Origin of the sequence: Mesorhizobium sophorae, from assembly GCF_002270415.1 — a bacterium.
Taxonomy (GTDB): domain Bacteria; phylum Pseudomonadota; class Alphaproteobacteria; order Rhizobiales; family Rhizobiaceae; genus Mesorhizobium; species Mesorhizobium sophorae.
This window is the reverse complement of sequence record NZ_NNRI01000021.1, coordinates 177186-200462: the sequence shown is the minus strand read 5'-3', so window position 1 is coordinate 200462 and position 23277 is coordinate 177186. Positions and strand designations below refer to the sequence as shown.

At 60.5% G+C, this 23277-nt stretch carries 18 protein-coding genes and 7 pseudogenes; 8 read left to right on the top strand and 17 right to left on the bottom strand.

What is annotated here, in order from left to right:
• Positions 1–102: 102 nt before the first annotated feature.
• Positions 103–1044: pseudogene (locus tag CGZ66_RS29100) on the top strand (IS3 family transposase); the annotation flags it as partial.
• Positions 1045–1332: 288 nt separating this feature from the next.
• On the opposite strand, the pseudogene CGZ66_RS29095 reads toward CGZ66_RS29100, so the two are convergent.
• The 6 genes and pseudogenes from CGZ66_RS29095 to istA all read right to left on the bottom strand — a co-directional run.
• Positions 1333–1497: pseudogene (locus tag CGZ66_RS29095) on the bottom strand (ATP-binding protein); the annotation flags it as partial.
• 4 nt (positions 1498–1501) lie between these two features.
• On the bottom strand, positions 1502–3574 hold the full coding sequence (locus tag CGZ66_RS29090) for a recombinase family protein (RefSeq protein WP_245331040.1): 2073 nt from the start codon (positions 3572–3574) through the stop codon (positions 1502–1504).
• Positions 3575–3587: 13 nt separating this feature from the next.
• The gene (locus CGZ66_RS41000; RefSeq protein WP_095083306.1) at positions 3588–3797 is read right to left on the bottom strand and encodes a hypothetical protein; all 210 of its coding nucleotides are present in this window, start codon (positions 3795–3797) and stop codon (positions 3588–3590) included.
• 157 nt (positions 3798–3954) lie between these two features.
• Positions 3955–4080 (bottom strand): annotated as a pseudogene (locus tag CGZ66_RS41800) (hypothetical protein); the annotation flags it as partial.
• A gap of 22 nt (positions 4081–4102) precedes the next feature.
• A pseudogene (istB, locus tag CGZ66_RS29085) lies at positions 4103–4771 on the bottom strand (IS21-like element helper ATPase IstB); the annotation flags it as partial.
• The gene (gene istA / locus CGZ66_RS29080) at positions 4768–6276 is read right to left on the bottom strand and encodes an IS21 family transposase (RefSeq protein WP_095090279.1); all 1509 of its coding nucleotides are present in this window, start codon (positions 6274–6276) and stop codon (positions 4768–4770) included. The gene istA and the pseudogene istB, both read right to left, overlap by 4 nt.
• 191 nt (positions 6277–6467) lie before the next feature.
• On the opposite strand from istA, the pseudogene CGZ66_RS29070 reads away from it, so the two are divergent.
• Positions 6468–6659 (top strand): annotated as a pseudogene (locus tag CGZ66_RS29070) (integrase core domain-containing protein); the annotation flags it as partial.
• Between the two features lie 221 nt (positions 6660–6880).
• Here the strand turns inward: CGZ66_RS29070 and CGZ66_RS39475 are convergent.
• The 5 genes from CGZ66_RS39475 to CGZ66_RS29045 are packed head-to-tail and all read right to left on the bottom strand — an operon-like array spanning position 6881 to position 10474.
• Positions 6881–7561, bottom strand: a complete 681-nt coding sequence (locus CGZ66_RS39475) for a nitroreductase family protein (protein WP_143748888.1) — start codon at positions 7559–7561, stop codon at positions 6881–6883.
• Entirely contained in the window at positions 7542–8138 is a 597-nt protein-coding gene (locus CGZ66_RS29060; RefSeq protein ID WP_095090276.1) for a 7-cyano-7-deazaguanine synthase, read from the bottom strand. Before CGZ66_RS29060 ends, CGZ66_RS39475 begins: the two co-directional genes overlap by 20 nt.
• Complete coding sequence (locus CGZ66_RS29055) at positions 8135–9340, bottom strand: PfkB family carbohydrate kinase (RefSeq protein WP_095090275.1); 1206 nt, start codon at positions 9338–9340, stop codon at positions 8135–8137. Before CGZ66_RS29055 ends, CGZ66_RS29060 begins: the two co-directional genes overlap by 4 nt.
• A complete protein-coding gene (locus tag CGZ66_RS29050) occupies positions 9337–9678 on the bottom strand; it encodes a hypothetical protein (RefSeq protein ID WP_143748887.1) in 342 nt (113 codons plus the stop codon). Before CGZ66_RS29050 ends, CGZ66_RS29055 begins: the two co-directional genes overlap by 4 nt.
• A gap of 16 nt (positions 9679–9694) precedes the next feature.
• Positions 9695–10474, bottom strand: a complete 780-nt coding sequence (locus CGZ66_RS29045; RefSeq protein WP_245331281.1) for an endonuclease III domain-containing protein — start codon at positions 10472–10474, stop codon at positions 9695–9697.
• Between the two features lie 545 nt (positions 10475–11019).
• Here CGZ66_RS29045 and CGZ66_RS29035 point away from each other — a divergent pair.
• Positions 11020–12435, top strand: a complete 1416-nt coding sequence (locus CGZ66_RS29035; protein ID WP_095090271.1) for a hypothetical protein — start codon at positions 11020–11022, stop codon at positions 12433–12435.
• Positions 12436–12629: 194 nt separating this feature from the next.
• Positions 12630–14186 (top strand): dGTP triphosphohydrolase, encoded by a 1557-nt coding sequence (gene dgt, locus CGZ66_RS29030; RefSeq protein WP_095090270.1) that lies wholly within the window; start codon positions 12630–12632, stop codon positions 14184–14186.
• A gap of 347 nt (positions 14187–14533) precedes the next feature.
• On the opposite strand, the pseudogene CGZ66_RS41795 reads toward dgt, so the two are convergent.
• The 5 genes and pseudogenes from CGZ66_RS41795 to CGZ66_RS28995 all read right to left on the bottom strand — a co-directional run.
• Positions 14534–15460, bottom strand: a pseudogene (locus CGZ66_RS41795) (ISAzo13-like element transposase-related protein); the annotation flags it as partial.
• Between the two features lie 454 nt (positions 15461–15914).
• Positions 15915–16796 carry a carboxylating nicotinate-nucleotide diphosphorylase gene (gene nadC, locus CGZ66_RS29010; protein WP_095090266.1) on the bottom strand — a complete coding sequence of 294 codons (882 nt, stop codon included), beginning with the start codon at positions 16794–16796 and terminating at the stop codon, positions 15915–15917.
• A 1-nt stretch (position 16797) separates the two neighbouring features.
• Positions 16798–18339: an L-aspartate oxidase gene (locus CGZ66_RS29005; RefSeq protein ID WP_095090265.1), complete on the bottom strand. Its 1542-nt coding sequence runs from the start codon at positions 18337–18339 to the stop codon at positions 16798–16800.
• Positions 18336–19310: a quinolinate synthase NadA gene (nadA, locus tag CGZ66_RS29000; protein ID WP_095090264.1), complete on the bottom strand. Its 975-nt coding sequence runs from the start codon at positions 19308–19310 to the stop codon at positions 18336–18338. Before nadA ends, CGZ66_RS29005 begins: the two co-directional genes overlap by 4 nt.
• Positions 19311–19374: 64 nt before the next feature.
• A complete protein-coding gene (locus CGZ66_RS28995; RefSeq protein WP_095090263.1) occupies positions 19375–20340 on the bottom strand; it encodes an NUDIX hydrolase in 966 nt (321 codons plus the stop codon).
• 680 nt (positions 20341–21020) lie between these two features.
• Here CGZ66_RS28995 and CGZ66_RS28990 point away from each other — a divergent pair.
• From CGZ66_RS28990 to CGZ66_RS28980, 4 genes and pseudogenes are all read left to right on the top strand, one after another.
• A pseudogene (locus CGZ66_RS28990) lies at positions 21021–21404 on the top strand (helix-turn-helix transcriptional regulator); the annotation flags it as partial.
• A 90-nt stretch (positions 21405–21494) separates the two neighbouring features.
• On the top strand, positions 21495–22127 hold the full coding sequence (locus CGZ66_RS28985; RefSeq protein WP_095090261.1) for an acyl-homoserine-lactone synthase: 633 nt from the start codon (positions 21495–21497) through the stop codon (positions 22125–22127).
• Positions 22128–22158: 31 nt separating this feature from the next.
• Complete coding sequence (locus CGZ66_RS39465) at positions 22159–22413, top strand: transcriptional regulator domain-containing protein (protein WP_143748885.1); 255 nt, start codon at positions 22159–22161, stop codon at positions 22411–22413.
• A 40-nt stretch (positions 22414–22453) separates the two neighbouring features.
• On the top strand, positions 22454–22966 hold the full coding sequence (locus CGZ66_RS28980; protein WP_245331279.1) for a DUF2285 domain-containing protein: 513 nt from the start codon (positions 22454–22456) through the stop codon (positions 22964–22966).
• Between the two features lie 30 nt (positions 22967–22996).
• Here the strand turns inward: CGZ66_RS28980 and CGZ66_RS28975 are convergent, their stop codons facing one another.
• On the bottom strand, positions 22997–23272 hold the full coding sequence (locus tag CGZ66_RS28975; protein ID WP_095090259.1) for a DNA -binding domain-containing protein: 276 nt from the start codon (positions 23270–23272) through the stop codon (positions 22997–22999).
• Positions 23273–23277: the final 5 nt, after the last annotated feature.

Here is a 23277-nt window from a genome sequence, read left to right as displayed (position 1 = left end):
GGGGCCGTGGGAACAGAGCTGGCTCCGCAAAATCGGACAGTGGCATAAGTGGATTTTCTGCCTGAGATTGGCGAGGATTCTCGCCGGGAATCAGGAGTTGAGATGACGAAGAGAAGCCGCCGGACGCATTCACCCGCATTCAAGGCGAAGGTGGCGTTGGGCGCGGTAAAGGGGGAGAAGACGCTTTCGGAGCTGGCGCAGCAGTTCGACGTCGAACCAGGTTACGACCTGGAAGAACCAATTGCTCGAAGGCGCCGCGGGCGTGTTCGGGCAGGACAAGGCGGCTTCGAGCGAGGCGCCGGTCGATTTGAAGGCGTTGCACGCCAAGATCGGTGAGCTGGCGCTGGAGAACGTTTTTTTGTCCGGCGCGCTCGGCAACGCCGGCCTGCTGAGCGCAAAGCGATGATCGACCGCGACCCCACTCTGCCTGTGGTGCGTCAGGCGAAGGTGCTGAAGCTGGCCTGCAGCACGGTCCACTACAAGCCTCGGCCGGTTTCGGCCGAGGACCTGGCGCGGATGCGTCGGCTCGACGAACTGCATCTCGATTACCCGTTCGCGGGAGCGCGGATGCTTCGATCGCTGCTACGGCGCGAAGGCGTTTCGGTCGGCCGCCGCCATGTGACGACGCTGATGAAACGCATGGGGATTTCGGCGATCTATCGTCGCCCGAACACGAGCAAGCCCGCGCCGGGTCACAAGGTCTATCCGTATCTGTTGCGGAGGCTGAAGATCGAGCGGCCGAACCATGTCTGGGCCATGGACATCAGCTACGTTCCGATGCGACGGGGCTTCGTCTATCTGGCGGCGGTCGTCGACGTCTTCAGCCGGCGCGTGCTCGCCCATCGCGTCTCGATCACGATGGAGGCGGCCTTTTGCGTCGACGCGCTCGAGGCGGCTCTGGCGAGATACGGCAGGCCACAGATCTTCAACACGGATCAGGGCAGCCAATTCACCAGCCTCGACTTCACGGGTGTGCTGCTGGACGCGAAGATCGCCATCAGCATGGACGGCAAAGGCGCCTGGCGCGACAATGTCTTTGTCGAGTGTGGCGCGACAATTTGGATGGGAAGCGCGACGATCAGGATGAAGGGTCAGGTGGTCGCGATTTGGTGAAGATGGACTGTGGATCAGTGAGTTGCAAGGGGTATTTTTCGTCATTGTCGCGGCGCGTCGATGAGGCCGGCTTTTAGATTGTCGCGGAGCGGCAATCTGGATGAGAGATGTTTGTCGCGGGTGCTGTGATCCCAGCAAGAAAGCCGGCCTCCGTTTGAAGCGGGAGGCCGACCTTCATTTGCGCGACAATCTATGTTGACGTTTGTCTGTCGCGGCGCGTCAATCAGCGGGGGCTGAGGCCAGCGTTGCCGTCGCGCCGTCGCTGTTTTCCGTCAAACGGGATATTGCGGTTTTGCGCCTGTAGCTCTCGACGTTCATCTCGAAGATCGTCGCGTGATGAACCAGTCTGTCAATGGCGGCCAACGTCATGGCCTTATCACCGAAGTTGTCATGATGCCTCCTTCCTTGATCGCCTGTTGCGTGCGATGCGCGCCCGCAGCGTGCTGATCTGGTTGTCCGAGAGTTCGATTTGCCATGGCTGGCCTTTCGTGAGCTGACGCCCCGTGACCCATCCGCGGGCGAGATAGTCGAAGATAACCTGCGGTGTGATACCCAAGGCGGCTGCTGCCCCTTGAACGGAGTAGGTTCCATCCGGCCACCGAGCTGGATTGGCGCCAATCCCGTTGATCTTGACGGTGGGAATGCTCCAGCGTGTCCGCAGAAGCCAGACATTCTCACCTTTGAACGCGCAGCCGCGTGCTGCGACAAAGCCTTCCGCGTTCAGCGTCGCCGCAATCTCCTTGTCCATCTTGCCGTCGGCATTCAGCTCCGTCACGCGCTCGCGCAATCTCTCGATATCGATGTAGTTGGCGTAGGTGTGGACACGCCTTTGAAGAGAATGCTCGCTTGTTGCCCCGGTCTGCCACAGGATCTTGAACCAGACCTGGCCCCGCAACCGCTTCTGATCGAGGACGACCTCGTCAATGATGAGACGCAGGATGCCCTTTCGCTCGGCCGACGTCGTTGAAGGGGCATACCAGATGCCAGGCAGGTCTTCGCCCAGCTTTTGAAGACACTCGCGGTCGGACTCACTCAAGACCAGGGGCTCGTCGGACCGCCACCGTTCGTAATCCTGCTCGACGGCTTCGGCGGCGCGCAGCTTCTCTTCCCAGCCGCGCTCCAGAGAACGCGCCACCAGACGGTTCTCGGGCTCCACCGCGTCGTATTGGCGCCGTGCCCGTTCCGTCTCATAGCGGGCCCGCTCGCGCCTCAGAGCCCACTGTCGCTCGAGCTGACGTGTCTCTTCTTCAATCTGGCCCAGCGCGGCAATGGCGATGGCAATCCTGTCCGGCTTCAAAGCGTCGAGCAGGATGCTTTCAACATGTGCGTCGACGGGCAGCGCGCGCACTTCCTGGCATAGCGGTCCGCCGTCCTGATCGCGGTCGGCACGACACGTGTAGACGGGATAGTTACCTGCAGGACCGCTATAGCGTAGGCTCATCCGGCGACCGCACCGGCCACAAACGGCAATACCCTGCAACAGTGCCGCTCCCTTGCGCGGCACGCCGGAATGGCCAGCCTTATAGCGGTTGATGTTGTTTGCCAGTAGTCTCTGATTCTCCATAAATTCCTCCCAGTCGATGTATCCGGGATGGGCAGACTGAAGACAAACCTCCCAGTCCGCGATGGGGACCTTCACCGTCTTCGGGCGATAGACATCATGGCGAACCCGCCCGCCCTCCGCCCGGTATCGTCCATAAACATACGCCCCGGCATAGGCAGGATTTTGGAGAATGCTGAGAACCCGTGAACTGTCGGCCTCGCGCCACATGATATCGTGCGGAGCGGGACCCATAAGTGGACGCACAGGCAGTGGCAGATCGTTCTTTCGCAAGTATCGCATCACGGCCCGTGCACTGTGAAGCTCGCGGAATTTGGCGAAGACAAGGATGAGCCTTGCCTGCACCTGCTCATCGGGATTGAGAGCAATCCCGCCTGCGCGATCATGGGCCAGTCCGGCGGGAACGGGAAGCCGCAGCTCGCCACGCGCCGCCTTCTGACGTTCGCCCTGATGGAGGCGCTGCCTGATCTGGTGAAGCTCCGCCTCGCTCATGATGCCGGACAGGCCGAGCAGCAGGCGATCGTGGTAAGCGCAGGGATCATAAAGACGTTCGCCGTCGGCAATGATGACGCTGAAGAGCGAGCACAAATCAAGGAGCTGATGCCAGTCGCGATTGTTGCGGGCAAGCCGCGAAGCGTCGAGGCTGATAACAAGGCCGGCATTGCCCAACCCGATCTCGGCGATCAGCTTCTTGAACCCCACCCGCTCAACTGTCCCGGACCCCGATTTGCCAAGATCCTCATCGATGACGTGCACACGTTCATGCGGCCAGCCGAGGGCGACGGCACGATCGACGAGGCGGTACTGCAACTCCGTGCTTTCTTGATGATGCCGCACCTGGTTCACGGAAGACTGGCGAACGTAAATATAAGCGAGCTTGCCGCGATGCGCGGCTGTCACACATTCGTCCGGCCTATTCGACGCTCTCAACATGCCCGTCCGCCTCGAGCAGCGCGCGCGTTGGTCGCATCCGCATCAGCAGGGGAGCAAGGTTCTGTGCGATCTGCTTTTGCGTTTCCGCTGGCAAGTTGAGCCAAGGTCCCGGGAGTGTTGTCATGCCCGGGTTCGGAAGTTCGGTGAAGGTCTGGGACGCTACGCGGTGCAGATTCGACTGGATGTTCATCGCGAATCACCTCCTCGATACGAGAGGCGAATGTGCTGTTCAAATGGTGCATCAATGTGAGCAACGTCCGGGCGTTGATCCGCCCCAACGACTTCGACGCGCCTTGTTCTTTCGGAGACGGCGCTGCGAGGTCGGTTACCGAGCGCCGAATAGAACGCCGGCGCCCGTCAGGCAGCCGTACGACGACGAAGTCTGGACCTCGGGCCGAATGGGATGACAAAAGCTGAAGACGCTGACCCGCAAGGCCGTGGCGCGGATCCGTGACGGTTAAATGAGATACCACCCCGTCCAGAATGGCGGCACCCTGTAATGTTGGGTTCTGGAAAGACCTTGTCCCATTCACCGAAGGGCTGATTTGCGGTGATGAGAAGCGAGCGGCGCTCGTATCGCGCACTGATCAGCTCAAAGAGCACACTGGTTTCGGCTTGATCCTTGCTCACATAGGCCATGTCGTCGAGCACCAGCAGATGATACTTGTCGAGCTTTGCGATGGCCCCTTCGAGATCGAGATTGCGGCGGGCGGCCTGCAGTTTCTGAACGAGGTCGGTGGTCCGGGTGTACAGCACACGCCACCCATTCTCGATCAGCCCGGCGCCGATGGCGGCCGCCAGATGCGATTTTCCGCCGCCTGGCCCGCCAAACAGCATCAGATTGGCGCCGTTCTTCAACCAGACATCTCCTGCGACCAATGCCATGACCCGGGCCTTCGAGACCATGGGCACAGCCGTGAAGTCGAAGGTATCGAGGGTTTTGCCCGGAGGAAGACGCGCTTCAGTGAGGTGGCGCTGCATACGCCGCGTTTCGCGTTCGGCGACCTCGAACTCCGCAAGCGCCGAAAGCAGCCGGGAGGCCGGCCAGCCTTCGGTGTCAGCCCGCTCGGCGAAGGTGTGCCAGGCCCTGGAGATGCCCGGTAACCGCAGATCGGTCAGCATAAGGGACAGGCGTGCGGTATCGACAGGATTGTTGGGGCTCATGCCGTGACCTCCACGCGGGTGCCGATAAGCCGGTCGTAATCGACCAGCTTACCCAGATTGACGCTAACCTGCGGAACACAGGCCGGGTTCGGCGCGAACCGGGCGCGCATGTCGTCAAGCGTCGGCAAGGTTCCCGCATCGAGCTCGCCCTGGATGGCGTGAGCGAGTGCAGCCTCGACATTGCGCTCATGGGCGAGGCTCAGCAGTTCCACCGTCAGACGGCAGGCATCGCGTTCCGGCAGCGCCTCCATGGCGGCATGGTAGAGATTGCGATAGGCATCTCTGGGGAAGAGCTGATCGCGATAGCCGAGTCTGGGCAAAGCCCCCGGCTTCTGGCGCAGCGAATGAATGACGTGATGATAGTTCACGACATGCTGGACGGGGCCGAGCTGGCCTCTGACGCGCGGCAATGTCATCAGGAAGGTACCGCCGAGGAACAGTTCGATATGCTCCTTGAAGAGCCGTGCGCGCAGGCGATGTCCGATCAGCCGTGAAGGAACGGTGTAGAAGACCCGGCGAAGGGTAAAACCTCCGCTGCTGGTGACGTAGACGATCTCGTCTTCGCCTTCTGGCTGGCGCTTGCGCGGCAGCGCCAGCAGGCTTTCGCGCTCAATGGCGATCTCCCTGGCCCGACGGGCGTTGCGCTGGCCGACAACCTCGTCGATGAAGGCGGCAAAACTGGTGACGTCGGCAAAGTCACGCGTTCCGCGCAGGAGAAGAGCATCCTCCAGTTCCCGCTTCAGATCGCCATGGGATCCTTCGACGGCGCCGTTCTCGTGGGCGACGCCGCGATTGTTGCGGCTGGCCTTCATGCCATAATGGGCGCAAAGCGCTTCATACCGATCGGTCATATCCTGCGCGGTATCGGCATTGAGATTGCGGAATGCAGCCGAAAGGCTGTCAGTGCGGTGATCGCGCGGTGCTCCGCCGAGAGACCAAAGGGCATTCTGCAAGCCACTTGTCAGCGCGGCAAAACTCTCGCCGCCTTCGACAATCTCGGCATGCTCGAAGCCACTGTATGCAAGCCGGAAGTGATAGAGCAGATAATCGAAGATCACGCCGGCGATCGTGACCTTGAGGCCCGGCGCATGGGTAAAATCCGACAGCCCCATGCGTCCCGGCTCATGAACCTGCCGGAATATGACCTCCTGATCTTCGCCATGGCTCGCGCGCCATGTGCGGATCCGGCGCTCAAGTGTGCGGCGAATACCAGAACCGAGTTCGGGATGACGCTTGCAAAGCTCCCGAAGAATGCCGACAGGGCGCAAGCCGGGAGCGCTTTGCAGCATGGGAACCACCTCTTCGGTGAATATCCCTTCCAATGGATCAGGCCGGCGGCGTTCGTGTTTGACCTTCTTCTCGCTCGGTGGACGGGGGTCTGCTTCGATCCGATAACCAGTCGATGGGCTGAAACCTGATTTGGCGGCTGCGACAGGGACACTGTGCTTCTGGCGATTTTGCATATAGAGCCTCGATTGTTGATCCGTGATGTGTCTGCCGGGCATTCATTCTTCCTTTGAGCGGGAAGAAGAAATGCACCCGACACATCGCGATCACCAGACGGCGTGAACCCCTATGTGGGTTCGCGCCGTCGCCAGGAACGTCCCTCCGGTCGGGCTACGCCCTCCCTCCGTGACGCCCCTGGCGACGCTCCCTTCCAGATTGACGCTGTTCCCAGGCTGATTGCCGCGCCGCAGTCGAGCGGCTCTGGCGGACGGTCAAGTACGAGGAGGTCTATCTGCGCGCCTACGACGGCGTGTCAGAAGCGCGTGCGTCGATCTCCAGATACTTGACCTTCTACAATGGAGGACGCCCACATTCGAGCCTTGACGGGCACACGCCCGACGAGGCTTCCTTCGGCGGGCACGCGATGGCGACGGTCGCATGATCGTCGCCGCGCGATTTTGCTGCAGCTCTGGTCGGGCTTCGCCCTTCCGACGCCGCAGCAAAATCGCAAAGCGCTGCGTTCACGTAACCCGGCAGGAAACCACTTAAATTCCGCAGGGCGCTGTCCAAACAAACGAAGCCAGCTCTGTATTATGCAGTGATCCCGCACACTGATTTGGTTTGGCGATGCATCGATCTCTAGGTTGTCGTTTGGTGCGACTGCTATGCGGAACTGGAGATCTGCACGGCCCCGACGGCCATGAAGCGGTTTGTTGGAAACCCAATCAAGGGCAGATAGGCATTGCCTGAAAAGCCCAGCACGTTCGAGCGCAGGCCAAGCCACTCCGCTACGAAACTTAGGGTCGCGCTAACAACACCGGCATCGCGCCAAGCCAAGCTTTCTTCATTCACATAGGCTGCATCGATTTTGGAAAGGTCTGCTATCAACCGAAGTGTGCAGCCTGATGCGATCCCCAATACCGCTTTCACCTGCTCTCTGTTGAGCTCGGCTGCCTGGGATGAGACGCAGAGTAAAGCCGCAGCGTGTCTCGTGGGCAGGTAAGCGCGTGCCGCACGATCGCTGTTCGACATCTGACAGATGATCTGGATGGCGTGCAATCCACCTGCGGAGGGTGAAATACGGTGTTCTAAAGGCACGCCGGCACGCCCGATCCCGCGAAATTCGCGAGTCCTGCACGCGTACCAAAGCAATGCTTCAATCTCTTGCCAGCTTACCGGCCCCCCAGTGGCAGACCGCCGCGACTCCATTACGTCTATAAATGACCGATCGCGCTGCTCTTCCGGCTTGGGAAGCTCACGTATCAACGCGCCTGCCGGCAACCAGGCAGACCAGTCACCTGGCTGCTCCCGGGGAGCAGCTTCTTCAGTGAGGCGTCCAGCCAAGAGCCGACCACGTGTTGTAATGCTTAACGCAACCCCTGCATTTGCCGCAGGCGTAATTCCCGACGTGACACGAGTGCGCCCAGGCGAGGGTCGCTTGGTCGATCTCGGATGTTCGCACCAGTTCGACCGCATCCAGCTCGATCGCCGGAGCTTCTACAGTGATGCCGCCTTCCTGGAGCGCCAGCAGCTTCGAGATATGCTCGACAAAATCGGGACGCCCGTCGGCGTGGACGCCGTCGGTGGCGAGGGCGCCGATAAGGAGGCGTTTAATCCCACTCTTCACCGCGGCCATGCCGGCGAGCGTAATCAGCAGCTGATTGCGGAATGGCCACCATTCCGACACTGGCGCGACCTCAGACGGCGCACGGCCCGCCATGTCCCCAGATCCTAGAGCCGAGCAATCGACGCGAATGACTTCGTGGGGGGTATTGAGGAGTCGCGCGACTTGGCCGGCGGCGACGATTTCAGCCTCAGCCGGCTTCTGCCCATAGTCGATGGTGATGGCAACGTCCGGGCGCTTCCACCAAGCGATGCTGACCGAGTCCATGCCTCCAGAGAGAAGCAATGCCGTCCTCATTTAGGCAGGCTCCATATCGCCTTGTAGATCGCGGTCACGAAGTCCTGAGCCACGATCGTCCCCGAGCCCACGAACATCTTTAGGTCTTCCTCCTTCTCGTTCTCCGCCAATGCCACGATCGGGATGCCTTTTTTTCTCGCGTACCCGACTTCGAATACGGTTCCGGGGTCCATGCCATTAAGTATTGCGAAGATGACGTCGCAGCCGTCCAAACCGATCAGATCCGCAGGAGCGACGACGTCGGCCTTGCCGGGTCCGATTTCATGTACGGGCGAGAAAACGTCTGCGCCGGCATCAATGAGTGCGAGCCTCGCCTCTTCGACCAGCCAGCGTTGTCCAAGGTCAAAGAAAGGTGCGGCAAGGTATATGCGTCCGGAGCCAGGCTTGATCGGTGTTGCCCTGGCGGACATCAAACCATCTGGAGTGGGAGGCGGAAGGGTTCGCGAGTTGCAGTACCAAGCGGTTGCGCGCGACGCCAAATCCGCGGCTTCGACCGGGTCCCTCCCCTCTATCGCCCACAAACCGGCAAACGTTGAGGAAAACACGTCGCCTGACCCGAGCTTCCAGACTGAATCCGATTCGTAGAGCGGAATCTGTTGTTGGTGGTCAGGCGTGAGGACCAATGCTCCCAGTGCGCCCATCTTCAAGACAACGACTTCGGCGCCGTCATTGTGAAACAGCCAATTGGCGCCGTCGCGCGGATTGTCGGTGCCGGTGATGGACCGCATCTCCAACCGGTTGAGAACCACACCGAGCCTAGCTGCCGACGAACCGTTTCGTCTGAACGGTTGGGCGTCGAACGCGGATTGAGGGTCGTATACTGCGATGTTCGCGGACACGACGACGTCTGATTCGATCATCCCGTAGCGGATGACGATACTGTTCTCGACCTTGATGTCTGGTAGTCTCTTCAGCAATGCCGGTGGCGGCGAGATAAGCGGTATCGAGAGCGTATGGACATAATCGAAAGTGACTGCCTGCTCGGTCCCCAGAAGATCCAGTTGCACGTCAGCGAGTTCTGCCTCAACAGCAATCCGATCGCTGAGCCGGCTGTTGGCGTAACCTCGTAATTGCACGCGGCCACTTGCAAGCTGCGCGATCGAAAACGCGGCGCGTCCTGCCGACCCGAAGATATGATCCCATTCGGGTTGCAGGCAACGCTCATGGTAGACACCGCCTGCAACGGTTACGTCGCGGCTCACACCGGGTAGACCCTGACCGTATAGACGCCGCCGGAGATCGACAGAATCTCAGCTTTATAGGGCACCGCCTGCTGGACGATGCAGTTGATCACCTGCAGATAGCCAACGAACGTGAGCGACCCGCCGAGGTTTCCGCGGGCATCCCGTACGACAAGCGTTGAAGAACTGCCTATGGCGACAACATCGACATCCAGAACGTCGCCGACGTTAAGCGGCCCAAGAACCGAAGGCTTCGGACTGTTCACGGGGGTCTGGTATTCGCGGCTGCATTGATCAAATCCGCCTCCGACAGCGGGACCGAGATCATTCCGTCCACTGCCTCCGCCGCCACCGCTCATGTCCAGTCCTCCTCGCTTAGTGCGGGAGGACTAGAGCCTGATTCGATACATTCATCAACGTTTGTAGGAGGCGCGGATGCACGCTTCGCATGATTTTCCACATTACGGCGTCAAGCATCGATGCTCGGACTCCAATTGCAGAGCTGAAATCCAGATATTTCTTCTCCAGTCCGAAATAATCGGTAGCTGGATTAGCATTTGCCGGGAAAACGCCTATTTGGCGGCAGGCGCGGATGATATGAACGTCGAGTATAGCAACGTCGTCGCTGCGTCGACGATTGCGAACTACCCATGATGCGGTCTTCGGACCGATCCCAGGCAGGGAACAAAGACTATCGCGCAGCTCTCTGTCATTCAACTGGGCCTCGTCAATCATCGGAACGCCTTCAAGGCATCCGTGCAGATAGCCGGCACGTTGCTTTGCGAAGCGGTATCGCACGGATCGTCCGAGGACTGATAGCGGTTCTGATAGCAATGCTTCCGCCTGGGCTAGAGACAGGCGAGGGCCGTTCGCGCGCATATAGGAGCGGACGCGATCATAGGCAGCAAGGCCAACCTCAGCAGGGGCGCCGTGCCCGCCAAGAAGGCACGCGACCACTTCCTCCGCGAGCGTTTCGCCAAGTCCGCTCTCGTCGGGCACGTCAAGCGCGTCCATCCAAACTTGAGTTGCCCAGAAAGCCGGGGTGAACACTGCTGTGAAATTCCCCCAGGGGACCGACGGCATGACCTCAGCATCGGCATCCGGCAGGTGCAGGAAGATCGGCTGCCCTTCCTTCAGCGAGATAACCTGTTGCATCTCTCGATTCCAATCTCTATTCATATAATTCATAGACAATTTTGATCAAAATGACAACGGAAAACACCACGCTGCTGAACGAGGTACGAGAGGCTATGGACCGGCTCGGTATAGGCCAGGTGCAGCTGGCATTGTCTTGTGGTTACACGCAATCGTACATCAGTAAAGTTTTGAATTTTCGTGTTAAAATGACCGTTAAGCTGGAGCGGAGGCTGACATCCTGGCTTTCAGTCCATTCCATGAAGGAAGCGGTTTCGAGTTCGGAGATCGATGCAATCGTTCGACGCCTCGCTGAGACAAGGCCGGAAAGAAGAATACATATAATGAATATTCTTCGCGGTCTGGCCGACATGTCGTGAGGGGCGTGGAGTCTATAGTCGCCGCCGTCGCATTGTGGCAACTTAGCCCCCAGCGACGTCAAGAAGCACTCTTTCCACACGATAGAGCCGTCGCTGCTGGTCCAGTTCGTACAAAAGGCGCTAAGGTGGCGGCCTCACATCTTCTCGTCGTGTCCATTTCCGAGCCAGCACAATGAACCGACTGCCATGCCTGATCGATCGAGCTACATGAGCGACCGCCCCTCTGCCTTCCGCAAGGATGCTGTGCTGGCGCGACTGGCTGAACAATTCAATGTCGCGCAATTCGTGAGTTTCGCACCGAAAGCCGGGGCTCCGATACAGCAGTTTGCCCGGCTCGCTGGGCTGCCGGCCGATCAGCACTTCGATACGCCGGCGGAGGCGATCGGGGCTCTCTATTTGAGGAGCGTCGAAGGCACACTCAACGTCCGGAGCTTCAACGAACACCGGCCTCAGAGTGCCGAGTTTCTTTACGGACTTTCCTCGCCACTTGATGTCGTGGCTGCGGTTGAGCGTCTCTCTGCCGCAGGCTGGTTCACGATTGTCAACGAGACTATTGATGTCAGCGATGGCGGAGTTTCGGGGGTGATCCTTGATGACATCGTTGAATTTGGTCCCGATGTTACGCCACGCGGGGTCGAGAAAGCGGGTTTCGCGACGCTACGCTCTGACTGGGCGCGCCGGCTGTTCGACATAGTCTACGGATTTGGTCCCGACTTCGCGTCAGCAAAATCTGCGCGCCTTGAGTTCAGCCTTCACCCCAAGCCGCGCGGCTATCGTCAATCCCATGTCATATATTGGGAATTCGGTGAGAACGAAGCCATGCATGCCGCTGACGTGGAGCCGAGATGGCCAAATGGCTTCTCCCGCCTGCTTGGAGACAAGGCGTACGGGTTGCTGATCGGTCATCTTGCCGGCGTGCCCGTGCCGCGGACGACAGTTATTTCTCGCCGGGTCGCTCCATTCTCGTTCGGCGAGAGCACGGGAACCCGCGAAATTTGGACACGGACATGTCCGACCGAACAGGTGCCGGGCCATTTCACGACTGTTCGAGGTTGGACTGACCCGTTCAAGCTCCTGAATGCGGAAGACCCTGATCATCGCGCAATTGCGTCAGTCATTGCGCAGGAAGGCGTCCCCGCGACCTGGTCGGGTGCTGCGATTTGCGACGCTGAGGGAAACCTCCACGTCGAGGGAGTTCTTGGCGCCGGCGACGCCTTCATGCTCGGCAAGAAGGCGCCTCAAGAACTTCCACCTGAAGTTCTGAGTGCAGTTGAAACTCTCTATCAACGAACTTCCGCTCAACTTGGTGCAGTGAGATTCGAATGGGCATATGACGGTCGCACCGCGTGGCTGCTGCAACTGCATAAGGGGCGCAGCGTTTCATCCGGTGCAACAATTGTCCCGGGAGAGGCTGCGGAATGGAAAAGTTTCGATGTTCGAGATGGCCTGGAAGCGCTACGAGTAGCTCTCACAATGATTCCGTTCGGCCATGGCCTGATACTGGAGGGGGAGGTCGGCCTGACAAGTCACATCGCGGATGTCGTCCGACAGGCCAGTGTGCCGACACGAATGCGTCTGGTTGCTGACCAAGACTCTAATTGACGCTTGCGTGAAATCGGAACATAATGAGAACACAATAAAAATATAAAGTATCCACAATGGTAAACAAAGGGAAACGAAGATGCTTTTGACCGCTATCGCAAACGCTCGTAAAGATGCTGAGTCGCAGCTCGGAACCTTGGATAGGGCTCTTCGCATGCGCTTCGAACGCCGCATGAGGGAAGAGACAGAGAACGATGGCAAAACCGCCAAAGAGCCCGTCAAAAACAGCGCCGAAAAGCAAGATTAAGCTCTACACGAGCAACGATGAAACCAGGGAAGTGGTCCGCGGCGGCGCGGACCCCCAAAATAAGGACTACCGGCACAATTACTCCCGAGATCACGGTCGGATCATTCACAGCGCCAGCTTCCGCCGTCAGCAGGGAAAGACACAGGTATTCCCCAGCCGCGAGTCCGATTTTTTCAGGAGCCGTCTGACACATTCGCTTGAAGTGGCCCAGATAGCCCAGGGAATAGCCGAGTTCATCAACTACACATACAAGACTACTTTGCCTGAACCGATTGACGTCAGGTTGTGTTTCGCCGCTGGTCTGGTTCACGACATTGGCCATCCGCCATTCGGTCACAACGGTGAAGGGGCGCTCGACAATGCGATGCTTGAATATGGCGGGTTTGAGGGCAATGCCCAAACCTTGCGAATTCTGACCAGGCTGGAGAAGAAGGTCAAATACGCCAAACCTCTCGATGGCGATGGAGATATAAGGGCCGGTCTAAATCTCTGCCATCGGACGCTGGCTTCTATCCTGAAGTACGACAACATGATCAAAGCCGTGCGCCCTGAAGGCTCAAAGGTCGAGAAGGGCTACTACGCTACGGAAAAAACGATCGTCGAGAACATCAAAAGCTCGGTAGTGGGCGACTTCAAACTGAAGCGCGGAAAAGAGTTCAAGTCGCTCGAATGCTCGATAATGGATCTGGCAGACGACATTGCATATTCCGTCTACGATCTTGAAGACTGCCTGAAGGTGGGGTTCCTCAGCCCTGCGAAGATCCTAGCGACCAAGGATGCGCTGTTGGACAAGGTGGCAGCGAGCGTATCGAAGCAGATCAAGGAGGACGTCAGCAAGGAAGATGTGCTCGACGTATTCTTCGATATCTTTGCCGGACTGTTCCAGGGCGAGCCCGATAACGATGAAAGTGGCGCGGGGGTAGATGTGACTGGGAGTCCGGATGGCGCTGGAATGCGCGACCACGAGGATCGCGACAGTCTGCAGCCAGCCGAGGCGGCCAGAAGACAGAAGCTGGAGGCCGAGCGGGAAGGATTCAAGCGATTTACCGCTGTTTATAAGACGTCCAGACTGATCAGTGATGACGGATACAACCGCACAGAGTTGTCGTCGCAGCTGGTGCACGAATTCATCTCGTCAGTGGAGCTGGATTACAACGAGCAATGTCCGCCTCTGAGCCAAGTGAAGCTGTCCAAAGGGCGATTGCGCCGGAAGGAAGTCTTGAAACAGTACACCTATGAGGCCGCTATCTATGCCCCGCGCGTGAAGCTGGGCGAATATCGAGGTTACGATGTTGTGACCGATCTTTTCGAAGCGCTGATGGCTGACAAGGGCGATATTCTGATGCCAGAGGACGTCAGAGAGCGTTTCAACAAGGCAGACAACATCACTGGTCGGGCCCGCGAAGTGTGCGATTTCGTGGCGGGGATGACGGATCGGTATGCCATTGAGTTCTGGGCGCGTTTGAAATCCGACTCAGCGGAAAGCATGTTCAAGCCGATCTGACAGAGACCGGCGAATTTCAGGACGAGCGGCTTTGACTTGCGCCGCCGAATAGGATTGACCGGCGTGCTTGGCGCTGGCCAACTTCATGGCCCACGTTCCGGCATCGAACTGGCTGATCGCTCACGTAGCAAACGACCTGGTACCGGACGGCCCCTGCCTCGTTCCGGTCTGGCCTGGGATTCTGGCGCCGTCTGAAGTTTTGATGGCCGGCGTTGCGTTGGTGCTTCTCGATCTTTTCATTAGCAGGTCGGATGGATCTGGGCGCTCCCCGCGCGATCGTCGTCGGAGCGGATGGCGGAGAAAAAACGGCCGGCTTTGCTTCCTTAGGACACCTGCAGCGATAAGCGCTACGATTTTAGCGACCGCCCCGGTTTGATTGAGTAGTTCCATTCAGGATGGAACTGATCGCTTGTGATGTCGAGGCGCTTCATCTCGGCATTGCTGACCTTGATACCCTTCTGGTAGCTGCGCGTGTCGAGTGCGCTCTCGACTTTGAGACCGGCCTTTGTCGAGGTGGCGCCGATCAGTTCGACCACTGCTATGCGATCCGTGAGTGGCCGGCCGCGCCAGTTCTGCGTGATGTGGCAGAACAGCGAACAGCCGATGCTCAACCTTGTTCCACTTCGATGTGACCGGCGGATAGTGGTGGACGCGGATCACCAGCACCGTCTCGTCGGCAAGCCTTTGCAGCTCGACCTTCCAGAGCCGCACGCGCGCACCGTTCGAGCCAGCAACGGATCGATTGCACGGCGAACTCGGCCATATCGCTCGTGATCCCGATGCTGACGAAGCCGGCGTTGGCGCTCACGTCGTCCTTGCCGAGCTTCTTGTCCTCGAAGTCGTGCACGTTCACGCGGTGCGGGTCGCCTTTCGGGCGATAATCGGTTCCGCCATTCTTGAAGTTGCCGACGAGCTCATTCTTCTTGGTTTCGACCGAGATGACGGGCTGGCCCGCCGCTTGCGCCGCGATGACCTTGGCGTTGATGTGCTCGAACTGGGCGTTGCAGTGGGGATGCTTGGAGCCTTCTTCCGCCTTGCGGTTGGACTGGCGCGAGAAACCGAGCTCGGTGAGCAGTTTGCGCACGCTGTTGGGGCTGATCGCGTGGCCCATGTCAACGAGCGCCGACGCCAGCTTGTCGCGGCTCTTCGACACCCACAGCAGCGGACGCTCCGGATCGCCCTGCGTCGCGGGGCTCGACGAGGCGCGCGAGGTCGGCGAGCAACGTCACATCACGCTCGCTCAGCGGCCGCGGGCCGCCGCCTTGCCGATCGACAAACCTATCCCCTTGGCCCAGCCAGAAGTACTCGTGTGGAAAGGCGATTACCGGTTTCGTTCAAAACAGAAGACCCCAGCTGCTGCCGGCAATGGCTCAACTCACGTCGTCAGCGCGGACCGCGGCATCCATTGTTTCGCCTTGAGCGGAGGAACGCTCCCTTCTAATCGCGTCACAGGATTCGGTGAAGGCGACGTCCAGTAGAAAACTGAGTGTTTCCAGCCCGTGGGAGGCCGCCATCTGGCGCAGTTCGTCGAGCCGGCATATGATAGAGCCAAGTACGTCCACGCAGTCTTTTGTTTGCTCCTGGCCCGTCACTCCCGCCTCGCCGGTTGAACTGTGTGGTCGTGCAGCTAGCAGGCTTGCGTCGACGGTCGGTGGAACTGGGGACGTGCTGGCGCAAGTTAGTCTGCGGCCAAAGGAGTTCCTGCGGTTCCGGTTCATGTCCTCTCCCTCAGTTCAGATGCCTGCTACAATTCCGGTTGGCTGGCATGTCCAGGCCAATGTCGAGGATGGGAGCGCTGTGGGTAAGCCAGCCGACCGAGATAAGGTCGACGCCGGTCGCCGCAATTGCCGAAGCCGTTTTCGGTGTCACCCGACCCGACGCCTCGGTGATAGCCCGGCCGCCGACCATCGCCACGGCCTGGCCAAGATCCTCGAGGGACATGTTATCGAGCAGTACGGCGTCGACGCTCGCCTGAAGCGCCATCTCGAGTTGGTCAAGCGTGTCGACCTCGACCTCGATCTTCACCATGTGGCCAATCGCGCCGCGCGCGCGCTCGATTGCGGTGCGGATGTCGCCGGCAACGGCGATGTGGTTGTCCTTGATGAGCACGGCGTCGTCGAGTGCGAAGCGGTGATTGGCGCCGCCGCCAGCGCGCACCGCATATTTTTCCAGAGCACGTAGGCCGGGTGTCGTCTTTCGTGTGCACACGATCTTTGCGTTATGACCGCGTACCGCATCCACCAGCGCGGCGGTAGCCGTCGCAATGCCGCTCAGCCTGGAGAGGAAATTGAGCGCCGTCCGCTCGGCCGTTAGCAGGCTGCGCGCCGGCCCGTTTACCATCGCGATGGTTTCTCCGGCCGACACTTTGCCACCCTCGGGACACCGCAACTGTATGCTGATCCCAGGATCGACCAGCAGGAAGGCAAACATGACCAGATCGAGCCCGGCAACAACGCCAGCCTGCCTGGCATTCAACGCAAACGTCGCCTTGCAATCGGCTGGGATGATTGCGTCGCTCGTAATGTCGCCAGCTCTGCCCAGATCTTCCAGGAGGGCACTGCGCACGATGGGTTCCATGATGATCTGGGGAAGCGGTGCAAGTGAAGTCATATCAACAGCTCCGTTCGGATGCTTGCCAGCTGAGCGCGACGGCATTCTCAAAGGCTGTGCAGAGCGTCAGTCGCGAGGGGAGGGCGGCAGCACCGCGCCCGGGGAAATCGGATCGGTGGTGCGAGCCGCGGCTCTCCTCACGTCGAAGCGCCGCAATCGAGATCAACATCGCCACCAGTCCCGGGTCGGCCGCCGCCGTCTCGCCAACGGCGATCGGCAGCAGAGCCGCCACGGCCTGGCGTAGCCCCTTGCCATTGCGGATGATACCAAGCGCATTCGAGACGACTTGGCGTAGGGGTGAAGGGTCAGGTCGCAAGGGACCGGCTGAAGGAAGCCTGGGCCACTGCCAGCCGGCGCAAGTGCCACCGACGCTTGCCGCTACCCACGCGGCTGTTGCGACCGCCTCGGCAAGCGAGTTGCTGGCCAGCCGGTTGGCGCCGTGCAGCCCGGTGCATGTAACTTCGCCGCATGCCCACAGGCCGGAGACGGAACTGCGCCCTTCAGCGTCAACGGCCACGCCACCCATGTGATAGTGCGCGGCCGGGCGTACCGGGATCGGCTCGATGGCGGGATCGATGCCGGCCTGCCGGCAAGCCGCGTCGATCGCCGGAAAGCGTCTGGCGAATTTCTGGCCGAGGCATTGCCGGGCGTCGAGATAGACACGACGTCCCACGGTGAGCTGACAGGAGATGGCCCGCGCGACCACGTCACGCGAGGCGAGCTCGGCGCCGGGCGTATTGGCAAGGAAGCGCTGACCGTGTTCGTCGACGAGCACTGCACCTTCGCCGCGTACGGCTTCGCTTACAAGCGGCATTGGTCGGCGGGGGCTGTCGAGGGCGGTCGGATGGAACTGCACGAATTCAAGATCGGCAAGCTCGGCGCCTGCGCAGGCAGCCAGCGCCAGACCATGCCCGAATGAGCCAAGTGGGTTCGTTGTATCGTTGAATAGGCCGCCGATGCCGCCGGTCGCAAGCACCACGCGTCGCGTCGGCAGTGCGAAGGTACCGCTATGTCGGGCCGCCAACACGCCCACAATGCCGCCCTCCGCAACCACGAGGCGAAGGGCTGTCACGCCTTCCAGGATCGTGATCGAACGTGTCCGCCGGATCGCGGCGAGGAGCGTGCGGAACAACTCGCGGCCGGTGGCGTCGCCGGCGGCGTGCACGATCCGGCGGCGCGAATGCGCCGCCTCGAGGCCGAGCCGCAGTTTCCCATCCAACGCACGGTCGAAAGGAGCACCCAGACGAATGAGATGGTCGATTGCGTTAGGTAGGGCCTCGACCACCCGCCTGGCCATCGTTTCGTCGCAAAGCCCATCGCCGGCGGCAAGCGTATCGGTGAGGTGCAGTTCGGGGCTGTCGTCTTCGCCGACGCTCGCCGCGAGCCCGCCCTGGGCCAGCGTGCTGGAGGCGTCCGTTCCAAGCGGGGTCGTGGAGAGAAGGACGACTGGTTGCGGCGCCAGATGAAGCGCCGTCACCAGGCCGGCAACGCCCGCGCCGATGATTACTGGCGCCCCGCCAATGTCACGCATCTCTTGCGTCATACGAAGAGCATGCGCTCCACAGCCCAACGGGCCCGCTCAGCAACATGGGGATCGATCGTGACGACGTGACGGTTTTCTTCGAGCGCGCTGCGGATGTTGGCGAGCGTGATGCGCTTCATGTGCGGGCACAGGTTGCAGGGGCGTACAAACTCGATTTCCGGATGTTCGACGGCAATGTTGTCACTCATCGAGCACTCCGTCATGAGCATCACACGCGCTGGCTTGTGCTGTCCGACGTAGTCCGACATCGCCGCCGTCGAGCCAGCGAAGTCTGCCTCCGCCACGACCTCCGGTGGACATTCAGGGTGAGCAAGCACCGTTACGCCGGGATAGGCCTCGCGCAGCTCTTGAATGTCGGACGCTGCGAAGCGCTCATGCACCTCGCACCGTCCCTTCCAGGCAATGATCTCGACTTTTGTCTGCGCGGCGATGTTTCTCGCCAGATATTCGTCGGGCAACATGATCACGCGAGGCGCGCCGAGCGACTTCACCACCGCCAGCGCATTCCCCGAGGTGCAGCAAATGTCGGACTCAGCCTTCACGGCGGCGGACGTATTTACATAGGTGACAACCGGAACTCCCGGATAACGCTCACGCATCAACCGCACGTCCCATGCCGTGATCGAGTCGGCCAGCGAGCAGCCGGCGCCGAGATCCGGGATGAGTACTGTCTTGTCGGGATTGAGCAGCTTGGCCGTCTCAGCCATGAAATGCACGCCTGCGAGCACGATGACTTGCGCCTCGACCGTCATTGCCTTGCGGGCGAGAGCCAGGCTGTCGCCGACGATGTCGGCCACGCAATGAAAGATCTCCGGCGTCTGATAGTTGTGGGCCAGGATGACGGCGTTGCGTTGGCGCTTCAGCCCCAGGATTGCGTCGATGTCGTCGCTGAAGGCCGACCATTCGATTGACGGAATCACGCGGCTGACGCGATCGTATAGGGAGGTGGCCGTAGGTAACGCCCGCGTCATCGGCGCCTCCAATTATAGTCAATCTGGTTATAAGGGGGATATTTCTACACCGACTATAAGGATGTCAAGACCGCGCCAGCGGCAATTTTGTCCCAGCTATGACCGTCTCGTCGAGAATGGCATGACGGAAGCGATAAAGCTTGGCGGGCCGCCCGCCGGTTTCCGTGGTGGTCTCGCCTGTTTCCTCGACTAGCTCCTGCTGCTCGATCAGGCGGCGGAAATTCGGCTTGTTAACGAGCCTGCCGGCGAGCGCCTCCACGGTTCGCTGCAGCTGTAGAAGCGTGAAAACCGGCGCCATCAGCTCGAACACGACGGGCCTGTATTTGATTTTGGAGCGCAACCGCGCAATACCTGTTGCCAGGATGCGGCGATGATCGGCGACCATCGATCTGCCCGGCATCGGGGCGAGGGCACCCGCATGCTGCCCGCCGCGAGCCGCCTCTTCAATCAACGCAGCCTCATAGAGCAGCTCATAGCGTTGAAGAACGAGCTCCTCGTTCCAGCCCAGATCGTCGAAGCCGAAAGCGACTGCTGCCCGCCGCTGGCGCTCGCGACGCGCCTCGACCTCTGGCGCGCCTTGCGCCCATTCGATCAGACGGGGGCGCAGAACATCCAGCACCACCGGCGGCGTGCCGGAGCGATGGTCCTCCCACGGGAAGTAATCGTACCAGCTCCCCCAGCAGGGCTTGGCCGAGTCTCTGGCATATTCTTGCCGGGTGAGTGCGAGATAGCTGATCGAAATCACACGTTGCGGGTTTTCGGCGCCGATCCTGTCGCGGTCGGCGAATGTGTAGAGCTGCTCGATGTAACCAAGCGGCTGACCGGTTTGCTGTTCGACCCATGCCCGAAGGCCCGATTGTAGCGAGCGGTGATCGAACTCGAACGGGTCCGACGGAAGTGCATTGGCCTGCCCAATGGTGAGAACGCAAGGGTGCCCATCGGTGACCGCGACCACGACAGCGATCAGATCCGCCTTGACGTCGTTGGCCTTGCGTCCGGCGCGGGCTTTTCTGGTGTCTTTTGCGTCCATGTTCCCCAAAATGGTCGCAACCCCGCCGCGAAGGAACTCAATCGATTTAATCAATCTTTATCATGCCTGCCGGAGCGTCAACACCACCAATTGCGTGATTTTAGCTCTTCCCAGCTGCACCAATGGGCTTCAAACGCGACACCGGCCGGCGGTAACGTGAGGGAAGGCACCTTCGAGCGCGGTCGGGACGCAATGCCATCACGCCTCCGGATATTCGTTCCCGCAGGCGCGGAACGCCACTGGTTGGCCTGCGGGCAGGGCGAGCGCGAAGCTGGTTGATTGCGCGCCGCGAGACATCGTTCTTGTCGGTGACAGCGTCGGCATCGTGCTGCTTGGCCCGCCAGCCACCCTCGGCGTTACGCCGTAACATGATGATCATGCATGCTTGGCGCCGGGAGCAGGCTAAAAACGAGCACTGACGGCAGTCGACTTGCCTTTCGACCCCCAGCACGAGGTGCCAAGCATGCTTTCCATAATGCTGCCCGGCTGATGGCGGGGACCGGCTGCGCGGCCGTCCAGCTCGAGCGCTGGCGATCCGATGGCCCATCCGCTTGCTCGGTGCGCGGAAAACTGCACGGCGATGCCGGCTTGACGTTGGTCAACGCGCTCTGGTCGCTTTCCGCGCGCCGACCCGGACGGTTCGCTTCGCCTCAACCACCAGCTCCCGAACAGCCGACCGCTGCGGTGTGACCATTGCGATTGTCGAACGCCGGGGCGGTGTCGCGGCCGTGACCTTTGCCGCTGACGAACCCAATCGCTCGTTCCTGCTCGCCGCCGAGCGCTATGAACAGGCGCTTCAACTCATGGCGACCTGTTTCCATATTCACATTCGTCGCAAGCTTGTTACCGATCGAGTGATAAGTGGTATTGCGCTGACGCTGCGGGAATATGAGTGCATGCAATGGGCGGCGCGCCGCAAGTCAGCGTGGGAGACCGGCCGTATCCTGGGCGTCAAGCGCCGTTCAGCCGCGTATCATCTGGACAATGCCAGGAAGAAGCTCGGCGTGCGCACAGTCATGCAAGCCGTGATGCAGCTTTCGGCTTCCAACAACGATCTTTTCTGACAAGCAGCTTTACCCTGTACAGTTGCACAGGATGCTTCGTGCCGAAGGTTCGCCTCCAATGCCAGGGTGATCCCTTTAAGGAGGCCCAGCGTGATTCAGCTTGTTACACCCGATTGCTATGGCGACTTTGTCGACGAACTTCATGAAATGCACCGCTTGCGTTACCGCGTCTTCAAGGAGCGGCTGGACTGGCAGGTGCCGACGAACGGCCGCTACGAGATCGATTGCTTCGATTCCTTGAAACCGAACTATCTCCTTTTGCGCGGTTTCGGCGGTGCTGTCGAGGGATGCGCGCGGCTGCTTCCGTCGACCGGACCCACCATGCTGGGCAACACTTTTGCCGAGCTGTTGGAAGGCAAGGCAGCGCCCAGCGAGCCGGATATCTGGGAAAGCAGCCGCTTTGCCCTCGATCTTCAGCCATCGACCCCCAAGGGCGCCGGCGGCGTGGCTGTCGCCACCTACGAACTCTTCGCCGGCATCATCGAATTCGGCCTGTCATGCAGTCTCGAGCGAATTGTCACGGTCACCGATCTGCGCATGGAGCGCATCCTGCGCCGCGCCGGCTGGCCGCTTGAGCGGATCGGCGAACCGCACGCGATCAGCCTAACCCGCGCGGTGGCCGGATATCTCGACGTCTCGGCCGAGACGCTTGGTTCCGTTCGGCGCAATGGCGGTTTCCATGGGCCGGTTCTGTGGGCGCCAATAGCCTGCGGCGCGATGTGATGCCTGGTCGGTTTGTCCGTGGGGCTTGTCCATGAGGTCGGTGGAGGACACCGGAGCCGACTGGCCGGACTGGTGCGATGATAGGGCGTACCAGCATACGTTTCGTCTGACGCGGCGAGAGTGGGCCTGGGAGTTCTTGCGGCGCAATCCGGCATTCCGCAACGATCTGGCCAAGGCACTGGAGGGGGCCGAATGGCTGGGCAGTCCAAGGTCGCTCGACATCATCGCGTCGCGCGCCGACCTGACGCGGTGGGGCGTTTTGTTTCGCGGACTCCTTGCGGCCTGATGCGCGTGTATTCTGGTGTCCACGCCAATGTCCCTACGTCTTGCCGATCACCGCCGAACCGGCATCTTCCTCGGCCGCGCCGCCCGCTTTCGATCTGACGGCGCCGCCATGTCGTGCCACGGTGCTTTTGGCAGGCAACGGCCGCCAGCACGTTCTGTTGCGCCCTGCTGAGCGACATCTTCAGCTCGCGGTTTCAGGTGCGACAGTCGCTCAGCGCGTGCGCCTGCAGGTCGACGCGATCTGGCCGGCCGGGCAGGCGAAGCATCGGCTATGGGCACTTGAATGCCTCAACAGCCTGGCGATGCGCGGACGGCTGCCGAATACCCTGTTTCGTGCGGAGGCGCGTGGCCGACGTCTCCGCTTCGTCCTTCGTGCGCTCGATGGGTCGCTGTCGGGGGCAACGCACCGGGTCATCGCCGAAGCCCTGCTTGGCCAAGCGCGCGTCAGGGCCGATTGGGCAGATCCGCGCGATCATCTGCGCGACCTGATCCGTCGCGCCATACGCCGCGGCCATGCCCTCATGAACGATGGATACAAGGACCTGCTCACTTGAAAATGCGGTGTGGCGCACCCGAGCAAATGGTCAGCTGCCGAACATTGCCTTGTAGCCCGTCCTCACCATCCAGTTTGCACGTCGCAGATGACTGTCAAGCGACTTTAGGGCTCGCTCCGGTTCGCATACCGGATCGAGGCCGAGAATGACTTGCGCCATCTCTTCCTTGCTTGCGTTGTCGGCCGATGCATCCAGCAGCCGCATGTAGATCGTGAAATGCTCCCTGTCGTAGGCCGTGAGACTGTCCGACCAGGGGACTTCGTCGATAACGGGTTCATTAGGCTCGAGGCGCGATCTGTTTCCCAATTCTC

Coding starts and splice junctions, on each gene's coding strand:
- CGZ66_RS41000 (WP_095083306.1), bottom strand. CDS start 3,797: ATGAACATCCAGTCGAATCTGCACCGCGTAGCGTCCCAGACCTTCACC.
- istA (WP_095090279.1), bottom strand. CDS start 6,276: ATGCCCGGCAGACACATCACGGATCAACAATCGAGGCTCTATATGCAA.
- CGZ66_RS29060 (WP_095090276.1), bottom strand. CDS start 8,138: ATGAGGACGGCATTGCTTCTCTCTGGAGGCATGGACTCGGTCAGCATC.
- CGZ66_RS29050 (WP_143748887.1), bottom strand. CDS start 9,678: ATGAGCGGTGGCGGCGGAGGCAGTGGACGGAATGATCTCGGTCCCGCT.
- CGZ66_RS29045 (WP_245331281.1), bottom strand. CDS start 10,474: ATGCAACAGGTTATCTCGCTGAAGGAAGGGCAGCCGATCTTCCTGCAC.
- CGZ66_RS29035 (WP_095090271.1), top strand. CDS start 11,020: ATGCCTGATCGATCGAGCTACATGAGCGACCGCCCCTCTGCCTTCCGC.
- dgt (WP_095090270.1), top strand. CDS start 12,630: ATGGCAAAACCGCCAAAGAGCCCGTCAAAAACAGCGCCGAAAAGCAAG.
- nadC (WP_095090266.1), bottom strand. CDS start 16,796: ATGACTTCACTTGCACCGCTTCCCCAGATCATCATGGAACCCATCGTG.
- CGZ66_RS29005 (WP_095090265.1), bottom strand. CDS start 18,339: ATGACGCAAGAGATGCGTGACATTGGCGGGGCGCCAGTAATCATCGGC.
- nadA (WP_095090264.1), bottom strand. CDS start 19,310: ATGACGCGGGCGTTACCTACGGCCACCTCCCTATACGATCGCGTCAGC.
- CGZ66_RS28995 (WP_095090263.1), bottom strand. CDS start 20,340: ATGGACGCAAAAGACACCAGAAAAGCCCGCGCCGGACGCAAGGCCAAC.
- CGZ66_RS39465 (WP_143748885.1), top strand. CDS start 22,159: ATGAGGTCGGTGGAGGACACCGGAGCCGACTGGCCGGACTGGTGCGAT.